16 protein-coding genes and 1 pseudogene are annotated in these 15,571 nt (G+C 63.0%); 8 read left to right on the top strand and 9 right to left on the bottom strand.

The genetic code is table 11. The features are described 5' to 3' along the window. The first annotated feature begins 33 nt into the window (after window positions 1–33). Complete coding sequence (locus QTA58_RS11570) at window positions 34–672, top strand: queuosine precursor transporter (protein ID WP_289672911.1); 639 nt, start codon at window positions 34–36, stop codon at window positions 670–672. Window positions 673–693: 21 nt separating this feature from the next. Here QTA58_RS11570 and QTA58_RS11565 read toward each other — a convergent pair whose 3' ends face one another. The 4 genes from QTA58_RS11565 to QTA58_RS11550 form a co-directional block, all read right to left on the bottom strand. After that, window positions 694–1,614, bottom strand: coding sequence for an esterase-like activity of phytase family protein (locus QTA58_RS11565; protein WP_289673136.1), 921 nt, complete (start codon window positions 1,612–1,614; stop codon window positions 694–696). 80 nt (window positions 1,615–1,694) lie between these two features. Further along, entirely contained in the window at window positions 1,695–3,593 is a 1,899-nt protein-coding gene (cobT, locus tag QTA58_RS11560) for a cobaltochelatase subunit CobT (protein WP_085419610.1), read from the bottom strand. Between the two features lie 15 nt (window positions 3,594–3,608). Further along, window positions 3,609–4,601: a cobaltochelatase subunit CobS gene (gene cobS / locus QTA58_RS11555; protein ID WP_085419611.1), complete on the bottom strand. Its 993-nt coding sequence runs from the start codon at window positions 4,599–4,601 to the stop codon at window positions 3,609–3,611. Between the two features lie 61 nt (window positions 4,602–4,662). After that, window positions 4,663–5,286 carry a J domain-containing protein gene (locus tag QTA58_RS11550; protein ID WP_143531446.1) on the bottom strand — a complete coding sequence of 208 codons (624 nt, stop codon included), beginning with the start codon at window positions 5,284–5,286 and terminating at the stop codon, window positions 4,663–4,665. 127 nt (window positions 5,287–5,413) lie between these two features. On the opposite strand from QTA58_RS11550, the gene QTA58_RS11545 reads away from it, so the two are divergent. Next, window positions 5,414–5,695: a BolA family protein gene (locus QTA58_RS11545; RefSeq protein ID WP_289672909.1), complete on the top strand. Its 282-nt coding sequence runs from the start codon at window positions 5,414–5,416 to the stop codon at window positions 5,693–5,695. 221 nt (window positions 5,696–5,916) lie between these two features. Further along, window positions 5,917–6,339, top strand: coding sequence for a hypothetical protein (locus QTA58_RS11540; RefSeq protein ID WP_289672908.1), 423 nt, complete (start codon window positions 5,917–5,919; stop codon window positions 6,337–6,339). A gap of 128 nt (window positions 6,340–6,467) precedes the next feature. Here QTA58_RS11540 and QTA58_RS11535 read toward each other — a convergent pair. The 3 genes and pseudogenes from QTA58_RS11535 to QTA58_RS11525 all read right to left on the bottom strand — a co-directional run. Then, window positions 6,468–7,340: pseudogene (locus QTA58_RS11535) on the bottom strand (transporter associated domain-containing protein); the annotation flags it as partial. A gap of 11 nt (window positions 7,341–7,351) precedes the next feature. Beyond that, the gene (gene aroB / locus QTA58_RS11530) at window positions 7,352–8,494 is read right to left on the bottom strand and encodes a 3-dehydroquinate synthase (RefSeq protein ID WP_289672907.1); all 1,143 of its coding nucleotides are present in this window, start codon (window positions 8,492–8,494) and stop codon (window positions 7,352–7,354) included. Then, window positions 8,491–9,075, bottom strand: coding sequence for a shikimate kinase (locus tag QTA58_RS11525; protein WP_289672905.1), 585 nt, complete (start codon window positions 9,073–9,075; stop codon window positions 8,491–8,493). Before QTA58_RS11525 ends, aroB begins: the two co-directional genes overlap by 4 nt. Window positions 9,076–9,231: 156 nt before the next feature. Here QTA58_RS11525 and QTA58_RS11520 point away from each other — a divergent pair, with 156 nt between their 5' ends. The 5 genes from QTA58_RS11520 (at window position 9,232) to QTA58_RS11500 (ending at window position 13,074) form a co-directional block, all read left to right on the top strand. Further along, entirely contained in the window at window positions 9,232–9,387 is a 156-nt protein-coding gene (locus QTA58_RS11520; protein WP_143531447.1) for a hypothetical protein, read from the top strand. A gap of 12 nt (window positions 9,388–9,399) precedes the next feature. Beyond that, window positions 9,400–10,356 carry a site-specific tyrosine recombinase XerD gene (xerD, locus tag QTA58_RS11515; RefSeq protein WP_289672902.1) on the top strand — a complete coding sequence of 319 codons (957 nt, stop codon included), beginning with the start codon at window positions 9,400–9,402 and terminating at the stop codon, window positions 10,354–10,356. 63 nt (window positions 10,357–10,419) lie between these two features. Continuing rightward, the gene (locus QTA58_RS11510) at window positions 10,420–11,373 is read left to right on the top strand and encodes an acetyl-CoA carboxylase carboxyltransferase subunit alpha (protein WP_289672900.1); all 954 of its coding nucleotides are present in this window, start codon (window positions 10,420–10,422) and stop codon (window positions 11,371–11,373) included. Between the two features lie 181 nt (window positions 11,374–11,554). Next, on the top strand, window positions 11,555–12,844 hold the full coding sequence (locus QTA58_RS11505) for a murein L,D-transpeptidase family protein (protein ID WP_289672898.1): 1,290 nt from the start codon (window positions 11,555–11,557) through the stop codon (window positions 12,842–12,844). After that, window positions 12,841–13,074, top strand: a complete 234-nt coding sequence (locus QTA58_RS11500; protein ID WP_289672896.1) for a sulfurtransferase TusA family protein — start codon at window positions 12,841–12,843, stop codon at window positions 13,072–13,074. The genes QTA58_RS11505 and QTA58_RS11500 overlap by 4 nt, the downstream gene beginning before the upstream one ends. A 176-nt stretch (window positions 13,075–13,250) precedes the next feature. On the opposite strand, the gene QTA58_RS11495 is transcribed toward QTA58_RS11500, so the two are convergent. Both QTA58_RS11495 and QTA58_RS11490 read right to left on the bottom strand, forming a co-directional pair. Further along, window positions 13,251–14,441 (bottom strand): GTP-binding protein, encoded by a 1,191-nt coding sequence (locus QTA58_RS11495; RefSeq protein ID WP_289672894.1) that lies wholly within the window; start codon window positions 14,439–14,441, stop codon window positions 13,251–13,253. 13 nt (window positions 14,442–14,454) lie between these two features. Then, window positions 14,455–15,552, bottom strand: a complete 1,098-nt coding sequence (locus QTA58_RS11490; protein ID WP_289673134.1) for a D-alanyl-D-alanine carboxypeptidase family protein — start codon at window positions 15,550–15,552, stop codon at window positions 14,455–14,457. Window positions 15,553–15,571: the final 19 nt, after the last annotated feature.

The raw sequence follows: 15,571 nt of genomic DNA, 5'->3' as shown, positions 1-15,571 counted from the left end.
ACTCCAACTGGTGGCATCACCCAGGATAAAAAAATGCAGATGACCCGCTTTACCCTCATTTATGCCCTGCTCATGGCGGCCGTCGTCGTCGCCTCGAACTTCCTGGTCCAGTTCCCGGTCGTCGGCACGTTCTGGGGCATTGCCCTCGGCGATCTTCTGACCTGGGGCGCCTTCATCTATCCCGTTGCCTTCCTGGTGACCGACCTTGCCAACCGGCAGTTCGGACCTTCGGTCGCCCGCCGCGTCGTTCTCGCAGGCTTCGTCGTCGGCGTGACGCTGTCCTCCCTGGCTTCGGCGCCGCGCATCGCCATTGCCTCCGGTACGGCCTACCTGATCGGCCAGCTTCTCGACATTTCCGTCTTCAACCGGCTCCGCCGCCAGACCTGGTGGCGCGCGCCGCTCGCCGGCTCCCTGCTCGGTTCGGCGCTCGACACGCTGCTGTTCTTCTCGCTCGCCTTCGCCCCCGTCTTCGCCTTCATCGGCCCGAACGAGGATTTCGCGATCGCATCGGCTCCGATCCTCGGCGTCTTTGCGGCGGAAGCCCCGCGCTGGATTTCGTGGGCTCTCGGCGATCTCGTCGTCAAGATCCTGGTGGGCGTGGTCCTGCTGCTGCCCTATGGCGCGCTGATGAACGTGCTGAAACCGATGCCGCAGGTGGCGCCGGCTCGCTGAGCATCACGCACTCCGGCCGAACTATCGGTTCAGCCGGAATTCCAGCATGACGTTGCGCTGCAGGATATTGCCGTTGTCGTCCGACACCACGATCAGATGCGGCCTGCCGTCAGGCCCGACGACGACGTCGAGCCCTTCCATATTGTCGATCGCGTAACCCATGTCGGCGTCGAGAAGGACTTCTCCGTCCACTGTGGCGCCGGGGCGGATGCTTTCGCCCTTGATCCGGCGGATGCGCATGCCGAGCCCGCCCATGAAGCTGAAGCGGCGTTCCAGCAGCAGGAGATCGCCATCGGGCAGGAAAGCGCCGTCCGTCGCATCGTAGGGATCATGGCGTACGACGGAAAACTGTCCCCGGAGCGGCCCTTCCAGGATTGCCGCCAGCAGATTTCCGTCATCGTCCAGGCTGTGTTCCGTCACGACCACCAGCGATCCCTTGAGCGGGCCGGATTTCGGCGCGGCAGCCACCGTCTCCATACCTGCATTCCTGCGGAATTCGTGGCGCGGGATGAGCAGATCGATGGTCTTCAACGGCGCGGACGTCTCGAAGCCCGGATCGGCATAGACATCGACGCGGTGCAGCTGTTCGAAGCTGACGATCGCCTGGCCGTCGCGCAGCGCCAGTCCTTCCGCATCCGTATTGTATTTCGAACCGGGGCGCCCGCCCCGGAACAGGATCGGGTTGATCGAGATATCGGCAAGACCCGAAAGGCGCCCGTCCGCATCCCGCTCGATCCGGCCGGTCAGCCAGTTGCCGGTATCGAGTACGGAAACGAAATTCCGCCCGTCGGCGCGGAAGCGTATGGCCGAGAGCGATTGCAGCCGGCTGTCGGATGAGGAGAACTCGATACCGCCGAGGAACTCGAGGGAACCGAACCGCGTCTCCACCGATCCCCGCTTGAACTCCGTGATGGTTCGCGCCTTGACCGGTATGGTCTCCATGGCGGGCGCCACGGGAAAGGCGCCCGCACCGAAGAGAACGGCGCACAGCGCGAAGCGGAAAAGCTTCAAGGACGCGGGTTTCAACCGGCCCGCCGCAGGCGGCCCGCCGGCGCGCCGGCATTTTCCTCGAAGAGAGCGGCAAGCTGTTCGGTCATGGCGCCGGCAAGTTCGTCCGCGTCGACGATCGTCACGGCCTTGCGGTAGTAGCGCGTCACGTCGTGGCCGATGCCGATCGCCAGAAGCTCGACCGGCGATCGCGTCTCGATCTGCTCGATCACCGCGCGCAGGTGCCGTTCGAGATAATTGCCCGGATTGACCGACAGCGTCGAGTCGTCGACCGGCGCGCCGTCCGAGATCATCATCAGGATCTTGCGCTGCTCCGGCCGATGGATGAGGCGCTGGTGCGCCCACATCAGCGCCTCGCCGTCGATGTTTTCCTTGAGCAGGCCCTCGCGCATCATCAGGCCGAGATTGCGGCGCGACCGGCGCCAGGGCGCATCGGCCGACTTGTAGACGATGTGGCGCAGATCGTTGAGGCGTCCGGGCGTCGCGGGCTTGCCGCTCGCCAGCCATTTCTCGCGCGCCTGACCGCCCTTCCAGGCCTTGGTGGTGAAGCCCAGGATTTCGACCTTGACGCCGCAGCGCTCCAGCGTGCGGGCGAGGATATCGGCGCAGGTGGCGGCGACCGTGATCGGTCGGCCGCGCATCGAACCGGAATTGTCGATGACGAGAGATACGACCGTATCGCGGAACTGCGTGTCGCGCTCCTTCTTGAAGGAGAGCGGCTGCATCGGGTCGATGATGAGGCGTACGAGGCGCGCCGGGTCGAGATAGCCCTCTTCCAGGTCGAAATCCCAGGAGCGGTTCTGCTGCGCCATGAGGCGGCGCTGCAGGCGATTGGCGAGCCGGCCGACCGCGCCCTGGAGATGGGCGAGCTGCTTGTCGAGGAAGGCGCGCAGCCGGTCGAGCTCGGCCTCGTCACAGAGCTCCTCGGCCATGACCTCTTCATCGAATTCCTGCGTGAAGATCTTGTAATCGACCTTCTCGTTGAAATCGTCGAAGGGGCTTTGGGGCCGGCGGGTTTCACCCGGCGTCTCGGAATGCTCGTCGCTGTCGTCCGACATGTCGTCGTCGGACATTTCGGCGCCGTCCATCTCTCCTTCGTCGAGTTCTTCGTCGGAGGCTTCGCTCTGCTCGGCGGGGGCGGCGTCGGAACCCGCTTCCTCCTCGACCTCCTCGTTCTCGGTCTCTCCGCTGCGCGGCTGCTCTTCCTCGCTGGGGTTGTCCATCTCCTCCGGCTCGGTGTCCTCGTCGGCGAATTCCTCCGCCATCTGCATGGAGGTCAGCATGTGACGCACGAGCTTGGCGAAGGCCTGCTGGTCCTCGATCACGCCGCGGAGATTGTCGAGATCGCCGGCCGCCTTCTCCTCGATGAAGGGCCGCCAGAGATCGAGCACCTTGCCGGCGCTTTCCGGCGGCTTCTGGCCCGTCAGCTTCTCGCGCACCAGCATGGCGACGGCTTCGCCGACCGGCGCGTCTTCCTGCCGTTCGATACCGGAAAAATTCGCCTTGGAGTATTTCTCCTCGTGCATCGAATTGAGGTTGGCGGCCATGCCGGCCATGCGCAGCGCGCCGATCGATTCGACGCGTGCCTGCTCGACCGCATCGAAAACGACGCGCGCATCGGCGCCCTGCGGCGACATGGCGGCATGGACGTTCGTATCGTGGCAGGCGAGCCGAAGCGCCATGGAATCGCCGAGACCGCGGGTCACCGCGAGCTCGTGCGCCGTCGGCCGCTTGGAGATTTCCGGCAGGCGGATGCGCTCGCCGGCAAGGCCCGGACGCTCGTTCGCGAACGTCACCTCGACTTCCGCGTCGCCGGCGATCGAGCGCACACAGCCGGTGATCGCCCGGCGCAGCGGCTCGGTATCGACCGGTCCGCCGGGTTTGGCTTTCGAATTGTCTCCGCGACCTGCCATGACCTCGTCCTTCGATTATGCTCCGAGAACGATGTTGGCGGCGCTCTCCTTCAGCTCGACGCCGAAGGCGCGCTGGTACTGTTCGGCAACCAGCGTGCGTTCCAGCTCGTCGCACTTGTTGAGGAAGGTGATGCGGAAGGCGAAGGCGATGTCGCCGAAGATCTCGGCGTTTTCCGCCCAGGTGATCACTGTGCGCGGGCTCATGACGGTCGAAAGATCGCCGTTGATGAAGGCCGAACGGGTGAGGTCGGCGACGCGCACCATCTTCGAAACCGTCTCGCGGCCTTCGGCGGTCGCACCGAACGACTTCACCTTGGCGGCGACGATATCGACTTCCTTCTCATGCGGCAGGTAGTTCAGCGTCGTGACGATCGACCAGCGGTCCATCTGCGCCTGGTTGATCTGCTGCGTGCCGTGATAGAGCCCGGTCGTGTCGCCGAGGCCCACCGTGTTGGCGGTCGCGAACAGGCGGAAGGCGGGGTGAGGACGGATGACACGGCTCTGGTCGAGCAGCGTCAGGCGGCCGGAGGATTCCAGGACGCGCTGGATGACGAACATGACGTCCGGGCGGCCGGCATCGTATTCGTCGAAGACGAGCGCGACATTGTGCTGATAGGCCCAGGGCAGGATGCCGTCCTTGAATTCGGTGACCTGCTTGCCGTCCTTGAGCACGATCGCGTCCTTGCCGACGAGGTCGATACGGCTGACATGGCTGTCGAGGTTGACGCGCACGCACGGCCAGTTGAGGCGCGCGGCGACCTGCTCGATATGGGTGGACTTGCCGGTGCCGTGGAAGCCGGACACCATCACGCGCCGGTTATGCGCAAAGCCGGCGAGGATGGCGAGCGTCGTATCACGATCGAACAGGTAGTCCGGATCGAGATCCGGAACATAGGGGTCGCCGTTGCTGTAGGCCGGAACCTTGATATCGGTATCGATGCCGAAAACTTCCCGGACCGAAACGGTCGTGTCGGGAAGGTTGGAAATATCCAAATCAATCTTACTCATCATCTCTCCAGGGCGCGGGCCGCCGCCCGGCCGTCGTCCTCACTGCCATAATTTTTACGGCTTAGCAGAAACCCGCCTGCTTCAACAACTGATATGCTTGAATCACGGCGCGAAAACGTTCTTCCGAACCGCGGTCGCCGCCATTGGCATCCGGGTGGTGCTTCTTGACCAGTTCCTTGTAGCGGCTCTTGATTTCGGTCGACGTGGCACTGGCAGTCAACCCCATCGTATCGAAAGCCTTGGCTTCCAGCGTCTTCAGCTTGCGTTCCTGGGTCTGGAAGCGCCCGCCGCCCGGCCGTCCCTGTGAAACGAAGCCGAACGGGTCCTTGAAGCGCTGTGCGGTGGCGCCGCCCGACCGGACGGTCGAATGAAGCGGCGCGTGCTTCGCAGCCTTGTTGACGCCGAGCGTCCAGGTCGGACGATGGCCGGTGACCGCTTCCTTCTGGTAGCGGGCGATCTCTCCGTCCGAGAGGCCGGAAAAGTAGTTGTAACCCTTGTTGTATTCCTTCACGTGCTCGAAACAGAAAAGAAAGAACTGGCCTTCCGCGTTGCGGCCCACGGGCGCGCGGTGGGCGCCGGGCTTGTCGCACCCGTCCCACTGGCAGGTCGGCGCCTGGGCGACCGTTTCCTGCTCCCGTTTCCGGCGCGTCCGGATACGATCGAAATATTTGGAATCTAGCTTCATAAGGCCCTCATTATGGGATGGCCGGCAGGGCACGACAAGAATTGACAAAGCGGTTTGTTACTGGTTTCTGGGATGCCCCTTTTTGCGTCGCGTCACCGCGATCCGAACATCGCAACGGAGCCGAAAAATGTCCCTCAAAGCCCGGATCGAAGCCACGCTCACCGAAAATCTCCTGCCCGAACGGCTGATCGTCATCGACGAAAGCCATCAGCATGCCGGCCATCAGCCGCAATTCACCGGAGCGGGCGAGACCCATATGCGGGTTCGCATCGTCTCTGCAAAATTTGCCGGAATGAGCCGGATCGACCGGCATCGGACGGTGAATGCCTTGCTGAAGCCGGAGCTCGACGCGGGCCTGCACGCTCTCGCGGTGGAGGCTGCGGCACCCGGCGAACCGACACGCTGGTAGCAGGGTTTAGATAGGGATGACAGGGCGACAGGCCAAGGCCTCACCATCATGAGATGCCGCTTTAGCCGGCGGCGCTTAGCCTTCCCTTTTCGCGGAACCGGGAAATATGCTTATGCATGAAGTTTGTAGAGCGTATCTCCAAACACGGAACTCGGAACGTTTCGTCATGGCAAAGTGAGGGAATGGTAATGGACTGCAAAAATCTTCGCATTGTTTGTTTGATGTCGGCTCTCGTCATTCCCGGCGGCGCGGCAACGGCCCAGGAAAAGACGGTCAATCAGGCGATCGACCAGAGCCTTGGGGACCACACCAAATACGAGACGGTCATCAAGGCGCTTCAGAAGGCGGTAGCGGCTCATGATGCCGCAGGCGTCGCAGCTCTTGTGAGCTATCCGATCGGAGTAAAGGTTCACGGGAAGGAGACGAATATCAAATCGGCGAAGGCTTTCGTCGACCACTACGACGGGATCATGACGCCGAGAATCACCAAGGCCGTCGTCGATCAGAAATACGAAGACCTCACCGTCAATTACCAGGGCATCATGTTCGGAAACGGTCAGGTGTGGGTCAACGGCATCTGCCATGACAATGCCTGCAACAACTTCGATGTGAAGGTGATCACCATTCAGGAAGGGGCGAGCTAATTGGCGGGATTCAATTCTCTTGACCCGCACTGAAGGCCCTAAAAAGCTTGGCTCCAAGCGGCACGGCGCCTCTTAAGACCGAGCCGCAACCTTCCGGGCTAAACCTGAAGGCTCGGGTGCGAGGAAGGCTACTCTGCAGGCAGCGTCTCTTCTTCCGCCGGGCGGATGCGCAACCGCGTGATCCGGTTCTTCTCGCGCTTCATGACGATGAAGCGCTTGCCGTAAAAGGTGAAAGCCTGCCGCTCCTCCGGGATGAGCTTCGATTCGTGGATGACGAGGCCGGCGATCGTCGTCGCCTCCGTATCCGGCAGGTTCCAGTCGAGCGCGCGGTTCAGGTCGCGGATCGGCACCGAACCGTCAACGACGATCGATCCGTCCGCCTCGGGCCGCACCCCCTGGATCTCGATATCGTGTTCGTCGGCGATATCGCCGACGATTTCTTCCAGAATGTCCTCCAGCGTCACGATGCCCTGCACCTCGCCATATTCGTCGACCACGACGGCGAAATGGACTTTTCGCCGCAGGAAGGCGTTGAGCTGGCCCTTGAGGCTCGTGCTGTCCGGCACGAACCACGGCTTCTGGGCGATCTTGACGATATCGATGTTTTCCGGCTGCGCGTTCGGCTCGGCAAGCGCGCGCAGCAGGTCCTTGGCATGCACCACGCCGATGATGTTCTCGGTCGAATTCCGCCACACCGGCATGCGCGTGTAGGGGCTTTCGAGCACGGTGCGGACCGCCACGTCCGGCGGGTCGTCGGCATTGACCGCCCGCATCACCGTGCGGTGCTTCATGACGTCGGAGACCTCCAGCTCTTCCAGCTCGAAGAGGCCGCTCAGGCGGTCGCGGTCCTCCCGGTCGAAATCGCCTTCGCGGTGGAGGGCATCGAGCGCGGCATGCAGGTCGTCGTGGCTGGAAAGGGCGAGCGTCTCCTGCGACAGGCAAACGCCGGACGAACGCAGAAGGCCGCGGATCACCGCGTTGACAGCGCGCGACAGCAGGCCTCCGTTCGACGTCATTTCGGCCGTTTTTCCTCCAGGAAGCTCAGGACTTCGGACGACGGCACGTCGTTCGCGATGAAGGACTGGCCGATGCCGTGGGTGAGGATGAAGGTGAGCTTGCCGCCCTTGACCTTCTTGTCCTGCGCGATCGCATCGAGCAGCTTTTCGGTGGACGGCAGTTTTCCCGGAATGTCGCTCATCGACGTCGGCAGGCCGACGGCCTTCAGATGGGCCGCGACCCGCTGCGCATCGTCGGGGCTCGCGAGATTCATGCGCGCGGAGAACTGATGCGCCAACACCATGCCGATCGCCACGCCTTCGCCATGCACCAGGCGGCTGCTGTCGTATTCGGTCGCGGCTTCCAGCGCGTGGCCGAACGTATGGCCGAGATTGAGCAGCGCCCGGCGGCCCGTCTCGCGCTCGTCCTCGACGACGACGTCCGCCTTCGCCTGGCAGCTCACCGCGATCGCCTCGATCCGCTCCGGCCCGCCTTCGAAGACCTGTCTCCAGTTCTTCTCCAGCCAGGCGAAGAAATCCGGCTGGTCGATGAGCCCGTACTTGGCGACTTCCGCATAGCCGGCACGGAACTCCCGCTCGGTGAGCGTGTCGAGCACCGCCGAATCGGCAAGCACGAGATCCGGCTGATGGAAGACGCCGAGCAGGTTCTTGCCGTGGCGGGTGTTGATGCCCGTCTTGCCGCCGACGGAGGAATCGACCTGCGCCAGAAGCGAGGTCGGGATCTGCACGAAGCGCACGCCGCGGCGCACGATGCCGGCCGCAAAGCCCGCCAGATCGCCGATCACCCCGCCGCCGAGCGCGATGACCGCATCGTTGCGCTCGATCCGGGCCGACAGCACCATGTCGGTGACGGTCGCCAGGTGTTCCAGGCTCTTGGTCTTCTCGCCCGCCGGCAGCGTCAGCGAGACGGCTTCGATGCCGTCCGTCTGCAGGCTGTCCATCAGCGCTTCCAGATAGAGCGGGGCCACATGTTCGTCGGTGACGATCGCGGCCTTGCGGCCCCTCAGCCTTGCGGTGATCTCGCCGCCGGCGCGCGTAATCAGGCCGGGACCGATCAGGATGTCGTAGGCGCGCTCGCCGAGCGGCACATGGACGACGCGCTCCAGGGGACGTTCGGGAGATCGGGAGGACACGTTCATTGCAATTCACCTTCGCTGGAACGATCGCCCATGGCGACAAGCGCCGCCAGGACCTCGTTGACCATCACGTCCTTGCGGACATTTTCCGACTGCACCGTCAGATCGGCCTCCGCATAGATCGGATAGCGCTGGGTCATCAGGTTTTCGAGCGTCTGCCTGGGGTTCTCCGTCTTGAGCAACGGCCTGTGGTCGCGTTTGTTCACGCGCTCCCACAGAACATCGAGATCCGCTTTCAGCCAGACCGAGACGCCGCCGCGCTTGATCTGTTGGCGGGTATTCTCGTTGATGAAGGCACCGCCGCCGGTCGAGACGACACGCGGGCCGCTCCTCAGGAGCCGCTCGATGACACGGGTCTCGAGGGAACGGAACTCCGCTTCGCCATAGGCCGCGAAGAGTTCGCTGACGGTCATGCGGGAAACTTTCTCGATCTCCGCGTCCGTATCGATGAACGGGATGGAAAGGCTCTGCGCCACCAGGCGGCCGATCACCGACTTGCCGGCGCCCATCAGGCCGACAAAGACCAGATTGCGCCTGCCGAGCACGGCGCGCGCCTTTTCGCTGAGTATCGGGGCTTCTATCATCGTCGAGTCCGTTTCGAAAAACGGTATCGACAAATGCTCAGGCAGCGTCAAGCCGTCGCAACGGTTAAAGACTGCCGAGAAGAGTTTGTTCTTGCCGTTATATAAACCTTTATCGATATATTGCGCCCCAACTTCGCAGAGATTCAGGTCGCCTCGATGCCCACCCTTTTCCGTTTCCTCTTCGTGCTGGCGGTGATCGCGGGCATCGTCTATGGAAGCATGGTGGCGCTGGTCGTGCTGGTGGAGCCGCGCGAGCGCGACGTGACGGTGCGCATTCCCTCCGAGCGGCTGAATCCCGCCCCGCAGCGATAACCTCAGGTGGAGATGACCGACCTTTCCCGCGCCCATATCGAAGCTTTCCTCGAAATGATGAGCGCCGAGCGGGGCGCGGCCGGCAATACGCTCGCATCCTACGAACGCGATCTCGAAGACCTGCATGCCTTCCTCGCCCCGAAGGGAAAATCGCCGCTCTCCGCCGAAAGCGCCGATCTTTCCGTCTATCTCCACCACCTGGGCAGGCAGGGCTTTGCCGCCTCCTCCCAGGCGCGCCGGCTTTCCGCCATGCGCCAGTTCTACAAGTTCCTCTACGCCGAAGGGCTGCGCGGCGACGACCCGACGGCAGTCCTCGACGCGCCGAAAAAAGGCCGGGCGCTGCCGAAGACCATGAGCGAGGACGAGGTGACGCGGCTTCTGGAGCTTGCCGGAAGGGAAGCGGCAGAACCCGGGCCGGACCGGCTCTCGCGCCTCAGGATGCTGGCGCTGCTCGAGCTTCTTTATGCCACCGGCATGCGCGTCAGCGAGCTCGTCTCGCTGCCGGTCAAGGTTCTCGATCAGGAAGGCCGGTTCCTGATGATCCGCGGCAAGGGCAACAAGGAGCGGCTGGTGCCGCTTTCCCGTTCGGCGATCGCCGCGATGAAATCCTATGGCGAGGCGCGCAAGGCGGCGCTCGCGGGAAAGGGAGACGACACCGGCGACAGTCCGTGGCTTTTTCCATCGGCCGGCAAGGAAGGCTATCTTCCCCGGCAGGTCTTCGCCCGCGACCTGAAAGGCCTTGCCGCCCGTGCCGGACTGAGAACCGCCGCAATCTCCCCGCATGTGATGCGCCATGCCTTCGCAAGCCATCTTCTGCAGAACGGAGCGGACCTTCGCGTGGTGCAGGAACTGCTCGGCCATTCGGACATTTCCACCACCCAAATCTATACGCATGTGCTGGAAGAACGGCTGCGCGAACTGGTGGAAACGCATCACCCTCTTGCAAAACAGGCCAAAAACCGGGATTAGAGGCCCCAAACTGAAAATGGGAACTCCGTGTTCCTGAGATAAAACAACCGGAAACCGGATCTCATGCAGACCTATCTCGATTTCGAAAAGCCCATCTCGGACCTCGAGGGTAAGATCCATGAGCTGAAAAAGCTCGCCTCGGAAGACGAGAGCATCGATACTTCCGAGGAAATCGGCAGGCTCGAAACCCGGGTCAGGGAAGCGACCCGGGAAATCTATGCCAAGCTCGGCGCCTGGGAGAAGACGCAGGTCGCGCGCCATCCGCAGCGGCCGCATTTCGTCAACTACGCCGCACAGCTCTTCACCGACTTCACGCCGCTCGCGGGCGACCGGAATTTCGGAGAGGACGCCGCGATCCAGGCAGGCCTCGCCCGCTTCGATGGCCAACCCGTCGCCGTCATCGGCCAGGAAAAGGGCCACGACACCAAGACGCGCCTCAAGCATAATTTCGGCAGCCCGCGCCCCGAAGGCTATCGCAAGGCGATCCGCATCATGGAAATGGCCAACCGCTTCGGCCTGCCGGTGATCTCGCTCATCGATACGGCGGGCGCCTATCCGGGCGTCGGCGCCGAGGAGCGCGGCCAGGCGGAAGCCATCGCCCGGTCCACGGAAATGTGCCTGGCGCTCAAGGTGCCGATGGTTTCCGTCGTCATCGGCGAAGGCGGTTCGGGCGGCGCGATCGCGATCGCCACCGGCAACCGGGTCTATATGCTCGAACATGCCATCTATTCGGTGATTTCGCCGGAAGGCGCCGCCTCGATCCTCTGGCGTGATTCGACCCGGGCCCGCGAAGCGGCGACGAACATGAAGATCACCGCGGACGATCTGAAGGCGCTCGGCATCATCGACGATATCATTCCGGAACCGCTCGGCGGGGCGCACCGCGAGCCCGATACCGTAATCGCCGCGACCGGAAAGGTGATCGCCTCGGCGCTCGCGGATCTCGGCAAGCTTTCGGGCGAGGAATTGAGAACTGCACGCCGTCAGAAATTCCTCGATATCGGCCGCAACCTCTGACCTCTCGACATTCGCCGTCGAAACAGCCAAATTTGGCCACATTGCTGAGAACAGTGGAACCGGGGTGGTTTTGCTGGACAGGTGGATAGAAGCGGTTAAGAAGATGTAAAGCTTACCGCTTTATTGATCGAAGCCTGTACCGTATCCCGGTCGCTTATCGAAATCCATGTGGTCCGTCTCGATGCGCCTGAAACACATCGCTCTTACCCTTCTCGTCGCGACCGCCCTGACGGGCTGCAATGATACGCTGGATTCGGCCGGCGTCGATCTGAAGTCCGTCAAGAACAAGGTCGAGCAGCCCCTGCCCTCCCGCATTATCGCGGAGATGCAGAAGAAGAACATGCCGCGCAATTCGCCGATCATGATCCGCATCCTCAAGGAAGAGGGCAAGCTGGAAGTCTGGAAGGCGAGGGCCGACAGCCGCTTCGAAGTCATCAAGAGCTACGACATCTGCGCCTGGTCCGGAAAACTAGGGCCGAAGGTCAAGGAAGGCGACCGTCAGGCGCCCGAAGGCTTTTACGGCCTGACGCCGGCGCATCTGAATCCCTATTCGAAATATTACCTCGCCATCAATACCGGCTTCCCGAACCGCTACGACCAGGCCAACGGCCGCACCGGTTCCAACCTGATGATCCATGGCGCCTGCTCGTCGTCCGGCTGCTATTCCATGACCGACGAACAGGTCCTGGAAATCTACGCCTTTGCCCGCGACGCCTTCAAGGGCGGCCAGACCGCCATTCAGCTCCAGGCCTTCCCCTTCCGCATGACCGCGGAGAACATGGTGCGCCACCGCGACAATCCGAACTTCGATTTCTGGAAGATGCTGAAGGTCGGCTACGACAATTTCGAAGTCACCAAGCGGCCGCCGGAAGTCAACGTCTGCGAGAAGAAATACGTCTTCAACCAGCAGCTCACCGGCAACGGCGCTTTCAACGCGGCTTCCGCCTGCCCGCCCATGTCGACGCCGCCGGCCCTGATGGCCGCGCTCGCCTCCTACGAGAAGACCTACGACGTCGCCTATCAGAAGGCCGTCGACAAGTTCGAAGGCAAGGTCTGGTACGAGCCGAGCGAGGCCGAACGCAAGGCGGTCGTCGCCGACAAGCGCAAGGGCCGCGATCTTGCCTACGCGCCGACAGGCACTTCGCTTCAGGCCGGCAAGCTGATGAGCGAAGCCGAATTCAAGGAAATGATGGAAAAGCGCATGGCCGCCCAGAACAAGCCGGCCAATACCATGCTCGCTTCCGCCGCTCCTTCGCCGCGCGCCGCCTCCGCCGCAGAACGCATGGCGCAGGACCGCGTGCCCACGGCAAGCACCTCGGCACCGGCGCCGGCAGCCACCGTCACCACGGCTGAGGGCAGGACGACCACGGTTCCGGTTCCGGAACAGAACCCGCTCGCCTATGCGGCGCCGCCGGCGCAGGTCACCGAAGTCAAGAAAAAGCCGTTCTGGAAGTTCTGGAGCACGGAATGACGTCGGCCATTGACGGCCTCTACGATTTGAGAGGCCTGAAATGCCCCCTGCCCGTGCTGAAGACGCGCCGCAGATTGAAATCCATGGAAAGCGGCGCCGAACTCCTCATCGAAACCACCGACCCGCTTGCCGGCATCGACATCCCGCATTTCTGCAGCCAGGAAGGCCATGAGCTCGTCCGCTCGGAAAAGACCGACGCGGGCCACCGGTTTCTGATCCGGAAAGGTTAGCCTCTCCAATCCGGAGGACCGCCCCTCATCCGGCTGCCGCCACCTTCTCCCCGTCTCAACGGGGAGAAGGAGATATGCCGCACCGGCTTCCCGCTCCGCAACGTATCGCTTGGCGCGTCCCCTCTCCCCGTTCACGGGGAGAGGGTTAGGGTGAGGGGCAATTCTATCTGAGCCCGCTACATCCGCAGGCCTGGAACGGCGAGCGGATTGTCCTCCAGCGCTGCCCGGTCCGGGCGATCGACCCGCGGCTGGCCGGTGAAGGCGGCGAACAGATCCGAGACGAAGGCTTCCGGCAGATCCTGGGTAATCAGCACCATGCGCGTGCGGCGGTCCGAGCCTTCCGGCCATTTCGGCAGGCGCTGCGGCGGGTGGAACACGCTCTGGACCCCGTGCAGGACCAAAGGCCGTTCCGGGTCGTCGGAAAGCGCTACCACGGCTTTCATCCTCAGGAGCTTCTCCCCGTGCGCCGAGCGGAGAAGATCGACAAACATCTCGATTGCCATCGGATCGATCGGCTTGTCGTGGATGATCGAGAAGGAACGGATATCGTCGCCGTGGCGGTTCACGTCATGATGATGGTGATGATGCCCGTGCCCGTGATGCTCATGATCGTGACCGTCGTGCCCGTCGTGATCGTGGTCGTGGTCATGATGGTGGTGGCCGTGATGTTCATGCGCGTGCTGGTCGTTCGCAATTTCATCGAGCAGCCAGCGATCGACGTCGGCGATCTTCGTCGCCGGATCGTAGAGGCCGTTTTCGAGGATCGACGCCGTTCCCGCCTCGTTGCTGTCGCCATCGACGATCGGTGCCCGCGGATTGAGTTCCGCAAGCCGCGACTTGAGCGCGGCGACCTGTGCCGCATCCGCCATGGAGAGCTTCGAGATCACGAGCCGGTCGGCAACGGCCGCCTGCTTCACCGCTTCCCCGTGGCGGTCGAGCGTCGAGAGCCCGTTGACCGCATCGACCACCGTGATGACGCCGTCGAGCTCGAAATTCTGGGCGATCACCGGATTTCCCATCACCGACTGCATGACGGGCGCCGGATCGGCAAGCCCCGTCGTCTCGATCACCACGCGGCGGATCGGCTTCAGCCGGCCGGTCTGTATGCCGTCCATCATGAATGCGAGGGAATCGACCAGTTCGCCGCGCACGGTGCAGCAGAGGCAGCCGTTGGAGAGCTCCACGAGGGCGTCGCCGGAGGCTTCCACCAGGAAATTGTCGATCCCCACTTCGCCGAACTCGTTGATGATGACGGCCGTATCGCTCGTGCCCGGATCGTTGAGGATACGGTTCAACAGCGTCGATTTTCCCGCACCGAGAAAGCCGGTGAGGATGGAGACCGCAATCCGGTCGCGGGCAGAAGACATGGTCTGATCCAATTTAAAACGTCGGGCGCGGCTGCGGTATCGGTATAGTGGCGATCTTCTCGGTCTTGCCTTTCGCCGGAGCCGGCTCGTCCTCGCCGCCGAACATGACACCCGCAAAACTGTAGACCGGCGGCCGCGTCATCTCATGAATATAGGGGGAATGCTGGATGGTACGGCCGGCATCGTCGCGGGTTTCGCTGCGCACCTTGGCCGCTTTCGGGTTGCATATCTCCGCGCTGACGTCGTTGACGGCGGCCGTATCGCCGTAAGGAGCAAGCGCGGTAAGCGGCACGCCGCCGTTCGGCGAAGACGTGAGCCCCTGCTGCAGCAGGTTGGCGGTATCGTCCGCACGGCCGGCAAGGCTGTCGGCTCCAAGGACCACGGAAATCACGGAACGCCCGTCGCGCGTCGCCGAGCCGATCTGGTTGAAGCCCGAGGCGCAGATGAAGCCCGTCTTCATGCCGTCGGCGCCATCGAAACGGCCGATCAGGGTGTTGAAGTTCGCATACTGCTTCTTGCCCGTATCGACGCCTTCCAGCGAGAAATAGTTCTGATATTCCGGGAAATCCTGTTTCAGGCGCAGCGTCAGGAGCGCCAGGTCGCGCGCCGTCGTATACTGCCCCTTGCCGGGCAGGCCATGCGGATTGATGTAACGCGTCGATGTCATGCCGAGGCTCTGAGCCTGCGCATTCATCGCCGCCACGAACTGATCGACGGAGCCGCTGACCGTCTCGGCGACCGCGACGGCCACGTCGTTGGCCGACTTCACCAGCAGGATCTTCAGCGCGCTGTCCATGGTGAGCCTGGAGCCCGGCTTGAAATACATCTTGCTGGCCGGCTGCTCGGTCGCCTTCTTGCTCATGACGACCGGCGTATCGAGCGCGAGCCTGCCGCTCTTGATCTCCTTGAAGGTGACATAGGCGGTCATCAGCTTGGTCAGCGACGCCGGATACCATTTGCGGAAGGCGTCCTGATGGGCGATCACCCGGCCCGTTCTCACATCGACCACCATCTTCGGGTTGGCGACGGCGCTCCCGGCGGAAGCGAGAACGCCAAGGGCGGCGGCAGTTGAGATCAGCCGGGTGAAGAACCCGGATCGGATGCGGGAAATCGGCAAGGTCGTCCCTCGT

It is taken from the genome of Neorhizobium sp. CSC1952, assembly GCF_030378245.1.
In the GTDB taxonomy this organism is placed as follows: domain Bacteria; phylum Pseudomonadota; class Alphaproteobacteria; order Rhizobiales; family Rhizobiaceae; genus Neorhizobium; species Neorhizobium oryzae_A.
Note: the sequence above shows the minus strand (reverse complement) of the source record. Positions and strands in the feature narration are given on the sequence as shown.

What these genes read in the sequence shown, in the direction of transcription:
- QTA58_RS11510 (WP_289672900.1), top strand. Translation starts at nt 10,420, where the DNA reads ATGCAGACCTATCTCGATTTCGAAAAGCCCATCTCGGACCTCGAGGGT.
- aroB (WP_289672907.1), bottom strand. Translation starts at nt 8,494, where the DNA reads ATGAACGTGTCCTCCCGATCTCCCGAACGTCCCCTGGAGCGCGTCGTC.
- QTA58_RS11525 (WP_289672905.1), bottom strand. Translation starts at nt 9,075, where the DNA reads ATGATAGAAGCCCCGATACTCAGCGAAAAGGCGCGCGCCGTGCTCGGC.
- QTA58_RS11550 (WP_143531446.1), bottom strand. Translation starts at nt 5,286, where the DNA reads ATGAAGCTAGATTCCAAATATTTCGATCGTATCCGGACGCGCCGGAAA.
- QTA58_RS11540 (WP_289672908.1), top strand. Translation starts at nt 5,917, where the DNA reads ATGTCGGCTCTCGTCATTCCCGGCGGCGCGGCAACGGCCCAGGAAAAG.
- xerD (WP_289672902.1), top strand. Translation starts at nt 9,400, where the DNA reads ATGACCGACCTTTCCCGCGCCCATATCGAAGCTTTCCTCGAAATGATG.
- QTA58_RS11570 (WP_289672911.1), top strand. Translation starts at nt 34, where the DNA reads ATGCAGATGACCCGCTTTACCCTCATTTATGCCCTGCTCATGGCGGCC.
- cobS (WP_085419611.1), bottom strand. Translation starts at nt 4,601, where the DNA reads ATGAGTAAGATTGATTTGGATATTTCCAACCTTCCCGACACGACCGTT.
- QTA58_RS11565 (WP_289673136.1), bottom strand. Translation starts at nt 1,614, where the DNA reads ATGGAGACCATACCGGTCAAGGCGCGAACCATCACGGAGTTCAAGCGG.
- QTA58_RS11545 (WP_289672909.1), top strand. Translation starts at nt 5,414, where the DNA reads ATGTCCCTCAAAGCCCGGATCGAAGCCACGCTCACCGAAAATCTCCTG.
- QTA58_RS11495 (WP_289672894.1), bottom strand. Translation starts at nt 14,441, where the DNA reads ATGTCTTCTGCCCGCGACCGGATTGCGGTCTCCATCCTCACCGGCTTT.
- QTA58_RS11520 (WP_143531447.1), top strand. Translation starts at nt 9,232, where the DNA reads ATGCCCACCCTTTTCCGTTTCCTCTTCGTGCTGGCGGTGATCGCGGGC.
- cobT (WP_085419610.1), bottom strand. Translation starts at nt 3,593, where the DNA reads ATGGCAGGTCGCGGAGACAATTCGAAAGCCAAACCCGGCGGACCGGTC.
- QTA58_RS11505 (WP_289672898.1), top strand. Translation starts at nt 11,555, where the DNA reads ATGCGCCTGAAACACATCGCTCTTACCCTTCTCGTCGCGACCGCCCTG.
- QTA58_RS11500 (WP_289672896.1), top strand. Translation starts at nt 12,841, where the DNA reads ATGACGTCGGCCATTGACGGCCTCTACGATTTGAGAGGCCTGAAATGC.